The following is a 10766-nucleotide window of genomic DNA, read 5'->3' on the forward strand; positions in this document are numbered from 1 at the left end:
AGTTGACCTATGCTGCTGACAGCACGACGCTGGCTCAAATCCGAGGGATGCTCAATGTTTTACGTGCAACGCGATGCGCAGGGCCTGTTGGTACGCGTGGAACCCGCCGCCTACGCCGAGGCCACGGAAACGCTACCGGCCGACAATCATGAAATCCAGGCCTGGTTTGCCAACGCGGCTGTAGAGAACAGCCTCAAGCAGCTCAAGCAAAGTGACCTGGAAATGATCCGGGTACTCGATGACTTGATTCAGGTGCTGACCCAGAAAGGCGTGATCCGCGTCACCGACCTGCCGATGGCGGCCCAGGCCAAACTGATGGACCGGACCCAGGCGCGTGAGGCGTTGGGTGGGTTGAGTCAGTTGATCGATGAGGATGAAGGCGGGCTGATCTGAACATTGATCTTCAGTGACTGTTCCAGTCTCATCGCGGGCAGGCCAGCTCTAAAGAGTTACTTCCAGGGCTTGGGCTCGCCGAACAACTGGCCCTGCACACCGTACAGCCCCATCTCGCGAATCACCGACAACTCGCCTTGCGTCTCGACCCGCTCGGCAATCAGCGGCAAATCAATGCTGTGCGCCGCTCGCTGGATCGCCTCGATGAACAGGCGTTTGTCACTCTCCAGATCAATCGACCGGATGTAGCTGCCATCGATCTTCAGGTACGCCAGCCCCAGCCGTGCCAGGTTGCCGATCATGCTGAAGCGGCCACCAAAACGTTGCAGGCTCAGGGAGAAGCCGAGTTCGCGCAGGCGCCGGGTCAACTGCTCAAGCACCGCCTGGTCAGGCAGTTGCTCTTCGCCAATCTCCAGGGTCAGGCGCGGGCCCAGGTTGGAGTGTGCGCGCAGTATTTCGAAGATTTTGTTTTGCGCCTGCGGGTCGCCCAGGGTCGCCGACGACAGATTCAGCGCCAGCGACTCCTCATGCTCGCTCATTTGTTCCAACACCCGCTCGAGCATCAGCCGATCCAGACGCGCAGTCCAGCCGAAGCGCTCCAGCCAAGGCAGAAAACGCCCGGCGGGGATGGTCTGGCCGTGTTCATCGAGCAGTCGCGACAACACTTTGTGATGCAGTACCAGTTGCGTGTCCTGGGCGGCGACTACCGGTTGGAAATACAGCTCGAAACGCCGCTGTGCCAGCGCCTGGTCGAGCATGAGATGCCAGGCGTGATGATCGTCACCGACACTGGCCGAGAGGCTGTGTTCGATACAGGCCCAGTTCTGCTCGCCCTGGCCTTCGGCCTGCGCCAGCGCCTGATCGCCAAGGCTGAGCACGGCTTGCGGTGAGTCGCCGTGAGCAAAAGGCGCCAGGCCGATAGACGCCACGGCCGCCACATCGGTGGCGCCGGTAGCGTGAAGACTGGCCAAGGCGCTGTCGAGGTTCTGTGCCAGTTGCAGCGCCTCTTCGCGCACCAGCCCCGGCGCCAGCACGGCAAATTCGCCACCGCGGATACGGGTCACCAGGTTCTGGGTTTCCGGATATTTGGCGCACTCGCGAGACAGTTGCTCACCGACGGCCTTGAGCACTTCATCGGTGCGCTGGCCGCCGAGGCGCTGGTTGAGACCGGCCAGATCCTTGACCCGCAACAGCAGCAGGTAACCCGAACTGGCCTGCTCCGGGTTGCTCACCCGCGCATTCAGTTGCATCTCGAAATAACGCCGGTTGGCCAACCCGGTCAATGAGTCCTGATAGGACTCGACCCGTAGTTTTTCACTGCGCTCGGCCTGCTCCTGGAACAGCGCCTTGAGCTTCTCGACCATCTGGTTCATGGCCTGCACGACCCGGCGAAGTTCGGGGGTGCGCGGCAGTTCCGGCAGGCTGAGGAATTCCCGCCGGGCGATGGCGTGGGATTGTTGGACCATGTAATCCAACGGCCTCAATTGCTGACGCAGCAACAGCGCGCCGAGTACCGCACTGACCGCGCCACACAGCAGCAACCAGCCCAGGCTGCCCAAAGCGCTTTGCCACAACTTGGCCAGCGCGAACATCGGGTGGCTGACCACCTCGACCCGGGCAGCCTGCTCCCAGCCGCGGCTGACGATCGCATCACCACCGGCGGGCTCCAGGCCGATCAGTTTGACGAACCAGTCTGGAACGTTGTTGACCGCTGGAATGCCCGTGCGCTCAACCAGGGACTGGTCGGTCTTAAGATCGACCACGCGGATGCTCGCGTAGTAACCGCTGTCGAAAATCGAGCTGACCAGCAACTCGACCATCGCCGGGTCGTCGATGTTCGGAGTCAGGGAAAGCGCCAGCGCCGTCGCGGCGTCCTGGGCATGGGAGCGCAACTGGTTGACATACTGAGTACGCGAGCTCTCCAGACTGACCATGAAACTGCCGGTGAAGGCGACCACCAGGAACAGACAGATAGCAATCAACAGCTGTTTGAACAAAGACATCTGAGCGTGTGCTCCTAGTTAGTCGTCTCGACCGGGAATCCTTCGGTCTGCATTTTTTTCAGCACATCCTGCCAACGCGAAAGGCGTTTGGTATCGCCGACCTTCTTATTGCCCTTGGCGCCCGGCAGCCACAACCCTTCTGCATTGAAAGAGTAGACCGGCAGCAAATCCTTTCGCTGGCCGGCCGGCTTGATTGCATCGATCAGGCTGTCGAGCACCAGGGGCTCGGCTTCCGGACTCGAGTAGTAGGTCAGCACCATGTGCGCGCGATTCTGGGTCAGTGCCTTGACGTAGGTAATACGCAGCTTTTCACTGGCTACTCCGAGGTGACGCAGGCTGAAGTACTTGGCAATAGCGTAGTCTTCACAGTCTCCGGCGCCTTTCCAAAGGGCTTCGATCGGGGATTCCCAGTAATCGACTTCCTGCCACAGGTCGATGTCTTCGACATATCGCAGTTGTTTATTGAAGAAGCGATTGACCACATTGAGTTGTTCCAGCTCGCCGATCTGCTTCTGGCTGGCCAACAAGTATTGCCAATCATTGATGCGCTGCTGACCTTCTCCCAAAGGTCCGTACAATGCCTGCGCCCGCCGGCTGATCAGGGAAAAATCCCAATCGGCGCTCAAGCCGCCCAGCATCACGCCAGCCAGCAGCAATGCGCTGCACAGCCAGCGTAAAATCCGCGGGATCGTTAAACTTGCCGCCAATGCGAGGCATCCTGGATAGGCAGGAGGGAGTCGTTCGAATGGTGAAGGTTAGACCGGAAAAAGACAATGGCACAGTGCAATCACTGGCAGCGCGCTAAACTGCAGGAAAGGCACTCGTGAGCTTGTTTGACAAGCTGTCAGTCAGTTACTAGTGTCATTTGGATCCAAAAAATTCCATCAATCAGGGTGCGTTTAGTGACACAAAAGCCCAACCCTCTCAGCAGTATCAAGGTCAACGGGCCAATTCCCGCACATCTGGCACGCTCAGTGATCGAAGAAACCCTGCGCGCAGCGATACTTGACGGACGCATTCCTTGCGGTGCGGCCCTGCGCCAGCAAGACCTCGCCGACCTGTTTGGCGTCAGCCGCATGCCAGTACGCGAGGCCCTGCGCCAGCTCGAAGCGCAATCGTTGCTCAACGTTATTGCCCACAAGGGCGCCGTGGTCGCGCCACTGGTCCAGGGCGACGCCGTGGAAACCTATGCGCTACGCATCCTGCTGGAATCCGAAGCCCTGCGTCTCTCGGTGCCACTGCTCCAGGACGGAGATCTCGAACAGGCTGCCCGTTACATCGACGAACTCGAAACGCAAAACGACTACACCGAAATCGGACGGCTCAATCGCCTGTTCCACATGGCGCTTTACAGCCGGGCGCCCAATCGCCGGCTGTTGAAACTGGTGGAAGACGGCCTGATCGAAGAAGAGCGGTTCCTGCGTTTCAACCTGGAAGCCATGGGCCTGGGCAAATTGTCCCAGGACGACCACCGGGCACTGTTGCAGGCCGCCGAAGACCGGGACGTCGAACGCTCGGTGAAACTGCTCGAACATCACCTGAACCGAGGGGTCGAGGTCATTACGCGCTACCTCGACAGCCCTGAAGTACAGGCCAAAAACACGTCGAAGTAACCCGCAGCGGCAAGTCCGGGATGGCGCACCGGAGGGTTCGTCTCGCTTGCCGCACACTCCTCCCGAATGCGCACCGCGAATAATTTGATTACAAACCCCCTGCGCCCATACCACACCACCCTTGCGACGCCATACCGCAACCCAACGCCTTGCCACCTTCAATCCTGACCATCGCAACGATTGCCTGATGCCTCAGTAATGGCGGACGCCTTGATTTGCGCCCACTCTGGGTAACCAAGACACAATAAAACGGGGGACTCGCCGTGCGAATGGCGTCGCCCCCGCCCCAAGAAGCGAAGGAAGGAGCCTCATTACGGGAACGGAAGGATCGGCATCACTCGCGACCTGCTTCCACCCCCTCAGACACCCCCAACGACATCCGATAAAAAGTTACTTCGAGTGAGGCATTCACTCTTTATTCAATTCTGACTTATATAGGCCGGAAGGAGTAACTACGCCAAAATAAAACCAATATGAAAAGTTTTATTGAAACTTTTCATCCTTCAAAAAGTTGAATATTAAAATAATATCGAAACAACTTGATTGACACTTTATATGTGTATTAGTTTTTCTTCGTTGCCAGCCACAAGCGGCAGCAGCGCCTTGTTTATTCGGCATCTATAGCACTGAAAAAGATCAATTCGTTTGAGGCACCCGTTCGCCAGGAGAAAACTTCCAGCGAACTTAAGTGCTTGATTGCTTCTCACCCAAGATCACTGACAGGCTCATCCATGAAACCAACTAAAGAACGTCTGATTCAAAAAAAATCCGAACTTAGCGAACATCCGATTTTCTCTGAAATACATTCGCTTGCGGTCCTGCGACGCTTCATGGAAACCCACGTGTTTGCCGTGTGGGACTTCATGTCACTGACCAAGCGCCTGCAACAGGAGCTGACTTGCGTGCAACTGCCCTGGTTACCGCCACAGGATCCCCAGGCAGCGCGGTTGATCAACGAGATCGTGCTGGGTGAGGAGTCGGATGACCGCCCGGCCCAAGGTCATTACAGCCACTTCGAGTTGTACCTGGATGCAATGCGCGAAGTCGGCGCCTGCACCGTTGCCATCGAACGCTTCGTGACCCTGCAGCAAGAAGGCGTGAGCTACGACGTGGCCTTGCAGAGCGTCAACGTCGATCCGGCGGCCGCAAGTTTCGTTCGCCATACGCTACACACAGCCCTGCATGCGCCGGGTCACAGTGTGGCGGCGGCGTTTCTGCACGGTCGTGAGAGCGTTATCCCACGGATGTTCCAGCGCATCCTCGACGATTGGGGCATCGGCATCGAGCAGGCGCCGACCTTCCGTTACTACCTCGAACGACACATTGAAGTCGACTCCGAGGACCACGGCCCGGCAGCGGAAAAGCTCCTGTCGCGACTGGTCGATAGCGACCCGCAACGGCAGGAAGACGTATACGCCAGCGCCATCGCTGCCGTGGAAAGTCGTATCGCCCTGTGGGACGGGTTGCGCCTGAGCATGAACGAATCCGTCACGGAGGTGAGCGCATGAACGCCGCCGACTACCAATCCTTCGCCGACGCCTGGGAAGGTCGCGCGACCATCCGCACACGCCCGCGCCGCGTGCTGGAGAACGACGACAAACTGATCTACCCCTTGAGCCGCCAACCGTTGGTGCTGAGCGAAACCTTTCTGCGCGAATGCCCGGAACAGCGCGACTTCGCCCTGGTACAGACGCTCTACAAGTTCATCAACGATGTAGTGATTTTCGAAACCGAGATCGTCGACAAAACCGCCCGCAGCATCGCCAAGAATCGCTTCGCGTTCGAGTTCCCGTTCGCCTGCCGCTACGACGCCATGACGGTTGTGGTGGACGAGGATTACCACGCACTGGTGGCGATGGATTTCATGCAACAAACCATCGCGTTGACCGGTATCACCCCCATTGAGTTGCCGGATGAGATCGAGCTGAGCCGGGCGATACCGGCGGCCGTGGCGCTGGCACCGGAGCACCTGCGCAGCGCTGTAGAACTCATTTGCGTGGCCATCGCCGAAAACACGGTGACCGGTGATGTCGCCGCGTTCGCCAAGGACGACACGGTCAAACAATCGATCAAGGGCCTGATGGCCGATCACCTGCTGGACGAGGGGCGCCACTCCAGTTTTTGGGCGCGGCTGGTACGCATCTACTGGCATACCGCAAGTACAGGCGACCGCCAGTACATCGCGCAGATCCTGCCGGTGTTCATTAGCCATTACCTGACCAACGACATCCAGAAGTCCTTCGACTTCCGCTTGATCGACGCACTGCAGATCAACGACGCGGCGCGTCACGCACTCAAGAGCGAAGTGTCGGCAATGGCCTTCCCGATCAATCGCCATCACCCGCTGGTGGCCAACATTGTGCGGTTTTTCCACAGCAGTTCGCTGCTCGATTCGCCGTGCGTCCAAACCGCCCTCAGCGACTATCTGGTTTGACGAGGAGCCCATCATGAGACGTCTCGATATTTTGCTCACCGGAAAAAGCCAGGCCCTGACCGACCTGGCGCTGGAACTCGAACAACACGGTCACTCACTGACACGGATCTACGCGCTCGACGATATGCCTGGACAGGCTGATCTGCTGATCGACGATGGCACACCGTTTCAGTACATCGGGGATGCACAACGACTGACATTGCAATTGGGTCTCGGGCTGCCACAGGCGTCCGGCCTGCCATCGCTGGACGTATTGTGCTGCCATGGCGCAACGCTGCTGTCTCGTGTACCCATTGCCGATGATCCGTCGGGTAACGGTCAGGTTTTGCGTATGCAGGCCATGACAGCATTGGTTGACCACGTGGCGCTGCTGGTCAGCCGCTACTCGCGCGATGCCGACTATTTTCGACATGCCGTACCCGCCGTACCCGTCCGCTTCGAGCGCATCCAGAGCCTGCGGTTCCTGGACAGCCTCGCGTTCGTGCATCGCCTCAATGGCACCGCCGACCCACAGCTGCAGCAACTCGCGCAAACGCCGATGATCGAAAGGCTGGAACAACAATTTATCCAGAGCGCCGACCACCCGGCCTTGAGCATCGCTGGCAATACCCTCGAGTATCGCCAGCTACACGCCCATAGCCGCGCCATCGAGCAACGTTTGCGACCGCTGCTGGATCAGCATCAAGGCCCGGTAGTCATCGGGATCTGCCTGCCCAAATGCAGTGCGCTGTATGCGGGAATCCTGGCGATTCTGGGCAGCGGTGCGGTGTACTTGCCGCTGGAGCCGAGCCATCCGTTGCAACGTCAGCAGTACATTCTGTCGAACGCCGGCGCGGTGTTGTTGCTGCATGACGGCGAGCATCCCCTGGCGAGCCAGATGCCGAGCCTGGACATCAGCCGCATCGACGTCCATGACGCAGACCTCACTCAACCCTTGATGCACCAATGCCCCGACCTCGATGCGCCCTGCATGGTGCTCTACACCTCGGGCACCACCGGTCATCCGAAGGGCGTGCTGCTCAGCCAGGCCAACCTTGCACACTTCACCCACTGGTACGCCGGCTATGTGCAGCTGACCAGCGAGAGCCGGGTGTTGCAGTTTTCTTCGTTGGGTTTCGACTCATCGCTGATCGACATCTTCCCGACGCTGTTACAAGGCGCCGAGCTGATCGTGCCCGGCGATGACCAACGCCGCGATCCGCTGCAACTTGCGGAACTGATTCGTCGTCGACAACTGACCCACGCCTTTTTGCCGCCCGCCTTGTTGAGCATCCTGCCACTGGAGCAGTTGCAGTGCCTGGATCATGTGATGACCGGCGGCGATGTCTGCGAGCCGTGGGTCATCGAGCAACTGAGCCGTCAGGGCAAGCTCTACAACCTCTACGGGCCAACCGAAGCCACGGTGCTGATTACCGCGCGGCGGCTCCAGGCAGGCGACCACAACCGCTCGCTGGGTGCACCGATCGCCAACAGCCAGGTGTTGATTCTCGATGACGACTTTCAACCGGTGGCCGAACAGACCGTCGGTGAGTTGTACATCGCCGGCCCGGGTGTGTGCCTGGGTTACCTGAACAACCCGCATCAAACCGCCGAGCGCTATCTGGACCTGAGTCTGCCTGATGGCCGGAGCCTGCGTGTCTATCGCACCGGGGACATGGCGAAGTGGACGGCTGATGGGATCGAACTCTGCGGTCGGCGTGATAATCAGGTGAAGATTCGCGGGTTCAGGGTCGAGCCGGAAGAGATTGAGCGCTGCCTGCGCGACAGCCAGCTGTATCGCCAGGTTGCTGTGGTCATCGATAGCCAGCGACGGATTCTGGCCTTCCTTGCCCAACCCCGGGAAGACCTCTCCGGCACCGCTCGCCAAGCGTTGAAGACCCACGCGACACAGCACCTGCCGGACTACATGCACCCCGTTGCATGGAGCGAGCTCGCAAGCATGCCTTACGCCAGCAATGGCAAGGTCGACCGCAAGGCATTGCTGGATCTGCCCGTGAGCATCACCGATAACCCTTCACGGCGCCTGCCCGTCAACGCCGATGAAACCCTGCTGCTGGAAATCTGGGCCGAGTTGCTGGAGCTGCCGGCGAGCGACATTTCCACCGACGAAAGCTTCTTCAATCTGGGCGGGCACTCGATCCTGCTGTCGCGCATGCTGCTGCGACTGCGCGAGGAATTCGGGCGCAGCATCTCGATCAACCGCTTTATCGAACTGCCCACCATCACCAAACTGGCGACTCTGGTGCGCGGCTCCGGCAGTGAAGAGGTACTGAGCGAACAGGCCCTGCGCGATGCCTTCCGCGAACTGGATATTCAGCCGTTGCCCATCAGCCGCATGGGCGATGTGCACAAGGTGATCGTCACCGGCGCCAACAGTTTTGTCGGCGTACATCTCGTCGAGGCGTTGCTGGCCTGGGGGGCCAGCGAAGTCGCCTGCCTGGTTCGCGACGGCAATGGGCAATCGGCGGACGAACGCTTTGCCCAGTCGCTGCGGGAGAACCGTCTGGAGCATCTGGATATGGGCCGGGTGAGGGTTTACGCGGCAGACATCACGCGGCCGCAACTCGGTTTGGCACCCGAGGCTTACCAGCGACTGGATCGAGAATTTGGCGCACTGGTGCACAACGCGGCCAACGTCAATCACGTCCTCGACTACGAGTCGCTGGCGCGGGACAACGTCGAGCCGATTTTCGAATGTTTGCGCCTGTGCGAAGGGCGCAGCAAAAAAATCTTCAATTTCGTCTCGACGCTCTCGGCCTCCAGCACGATATCCGCCGAAGGCCGAGTGCTTGAGTTGCCTGCCGCAGCGACACCACCCATCTACATCAAGAACGGCTACAACCTGTCCAAATGGGTCGGCGAGCGAATCCTCGAACGAGCGCGGGAGCTTGGGGTGCGGGTCAATCTCTACCGTCCCGGCAACATCAGCTTCAACAGCCTCACGGGTGTGTGCCAGCCGCACAAGAACCGCCTGATGCTGATGCTCAAGGGCTCGATCCAGCTTGGCCAGGTGCCGGAATTCGCCTTGAACTTCGACTTGATGCCGGTGGACTTTCTTGCCCGATTCATCGCCTTCCACGCCAGTCGTTATCAACCGGAACAAGCGGTATTCAACCTGCACAACCCCGAGCCCTTGAGCTGGGACAACTACGTGGCGTCCTTCCGTGAGGCGGGGCGTGAATTCGCGATGGTCAGCGTCGCCGACTGGCAACAGCAACTGGGTCGGGTCGACAGCGACAACGCCTTGTTCGGCGTGCTGGGGTTCTACCTCAACGGCTTCGAGGAGGACATCGGTGATATCTCGATGATCGGGCACGACAACGCCCAGGCCGGCGTTCGGCTGATGGGTGCGCACTACCCGCAAAAATCCCCGGCGCTGCTGCGTCGCGGTTGCGACTACCTCAAAGAAATCAACTTCATCTGATTCAACCCCAACGGAGCAAAACCATGAGCACTCTGCAACCCGACACCCTGATCAAAAACCCTCAAGGCTGCCACGTGGTGTCCTCGGTGGACGTTCCCGCCGACGCGGTGCAGGTATGGGCCGTAGTCGGTAACTTTGCCGGCTTCGATCGCTTCATTCCGGCGCTGTCGCACATCGAGATGACTGGTGAAGGCGTGTCATCGCTGCGCAAAAAGTTTTTCAAGGACGGCAACCTGGTGGTCGAGCAACTCAACTCCCGGGACGACCAGACACGGCACATGACCTGGACCACTATCTACAACACCCTGGGTGTGGCCAATCTGTGGGCAGCGATGAGCGTTGAACCACTGGATGCGGGCAAGTCCCGAGCTACCTGGACCATCATCGCCGAACCGGCGCATGGAGGCACCGAAGCGCTGCCGGGCTTCAAGGATTTCGTACAGGGTTTTGCCGATGATGCAATGAACAATGTGCTGAAACTGTTTGCCTAAAATGTGAAAAAGCCCGTTGTGGAGAGGCTCCGCAACGGGCTTTTCAGTACCCCTGAAACGATGAAACCCCTGTCTGCGTTAGCAGACAGGGGTTTCGGAATTCAATCTTGACGATGACCTACTCTCACATGGGGAAACCCCACACTACCATCGGCGATGCATCGTTTCACTGCTGAGTTCGGGATGGGATCAGGTGGTTCCAATGCTCTATGGTCGTCAAGAAATTCTGTGACCAGCTCGTTAGAACATCAACGCGCCAGTGAAAATTGGTGACTTCTACTAAAACAAAACCCCTACCTGCGTGCGCAGATAGGGGTTTTGGAATTTAATCTTGACGATGACCTACTCTCACATGGGGAAACCCCACACTACCATCGGCGATGCATCGTTTCACTGCTGAGTTCGGGA

8 protein-coding genes and 1 rRNA gene are annotated in these 10766 nt (G+C 59.0%); 6 read left to right on the forward strand and 3 right to left on the reverse strand.

Going from position 1 to position 10766, the window contains the following annotated elements; all coding sequences use genetic code 11:
• Nucleotides 1-54: 54 nt before the first annotated feature.
• A complete protein-coding gene (locus tag KGA83_RS15025; RefSeq protein WP_108219931.1) occupies nt 55-393 on the forward strand; it encodes a tryptophan synthase subunit beta in 339 nt (112 codons plus the stop codon).
• Nucleotides 394-449: 56 nt separating this feature from the next.
• Here the strand turns inward: KGA83_RS15025 and lapD are convergent, their stop codons facing one another.
• Both lapD and lapG read right to left on the reverse strand, forming a co-directional pair.
• Entirely contained in the window at nt 450-2396 is a 1947-nt protein-coding gene (gene lapD, locus KGA83_RS15030; RefSeq protein WP_108219930.1) for a cyclic di-GMP receptor LapD, read from the reverse strand.
• 14 nt (nt 2397-2410) lie between these two features.
• Nucleotides 2411-3103, reverse strand: coding sequence for a cysteine protease LapG (gene lapG, locus KGA83_RS15035; protein WP_108219929.1), 693 nt, complete (start codon nt 3101-3103; stop codon nt 2411-2413).
• A 195-nt stretch (nt 3104-3298) separates the two neighbouring features.
• On the opposite strand from lapG, the gene KGA83_RS15040 reads away from it, so the two are divergent.
• The 5 genes from KGA83_RS15040 (at nt 3299) to KGA83_RS15060 (ending at nt 10358) form a co-directional block, all read left to right on the forward strand.
• Nucleotides 3299-4009 carry a GntR family transcriptional regulator gene (locus tag KGA83_RS15040; RefSeq protein ID WP_108219928.1) on the forward strand — a complete coding sequence of 237 codons (711 nt, stop codon included), beginning with the start codon at nt 3299-3301 and terminating at the stop codon, nt 4007-4009.
• Between the two features lie 731 nt (nt 4010-4740).
• The gene (locus tag KGA83_RS15045) at nt 4741-5517 is read left to right on the forward strand and encodes a DUF3050 domain-containing protein (RefSeq protein ID WP_108219927.1); all 777 of its coding nucleotides are present in this window, start codon (nt 4741-4743) and stop codon (nt 5515-5517) included.
• Entirely contained in the window at nt 5514-6443 is a 930-nt protein-coding gene (locus KGA83_RS15050; RefSeq protein ID WP_223530043.1) for a diiron oxygenase, read from the forward strand. The genes KGA83_RS15045 and KGA83_RS15050 overlap by 4 nt, the downstream gene beginning before the upstream one ends.
• A 13-nt stretch (nt 6444-6456) precedes the next feature.
• Nucleotides 6457-9867, forward strand: a complete 3411-nt coding sequence (locus tag KGA83_RS15055; protein WP_223530045.1) for a non-ribosomal peptide synthetase — start codon at nt 6457-6459, stop codon at nt 9865-9867.
• A 23-nt stretch (nt 9868-9890) separates the two neighbouring features.
• Nucleotides 9891-10358 (forward strand): SRPBCC family protein, encoded by a 468-nt coding sequence (locus KGA83_RS15060; RefSeq protein WP_223530047.1) that lies wholly within the window; start codon nt 9891-9893, stop codon nt 10356-10358.
• Between the two features lie 105 nt (nt 10359-10463).
• Here the strand turns inward: KGA83_RS15060 and rrf are convergent.
• Nucleotides 10464-10579: ribosomal RNA gene (gene rrf / locus KGA83_RS15065) — 5S ribosomal RNA — on the reverse strand.
• Nucleotides 10580-10766: the final 187 nt, after the last annotated feature.

Origin of the sequence: Pseudomonas sp. GL-R-19, from assembly GCF_019956375.1 — a bacterium.
In the GTDB taxonomy this organism is placed as follows: domain Bacteria; phylum Pseudomonadota; class Gammaproteobacteria; order Pseudomonadales; family Pseudomonadaceae; genus Aquipseudomonas.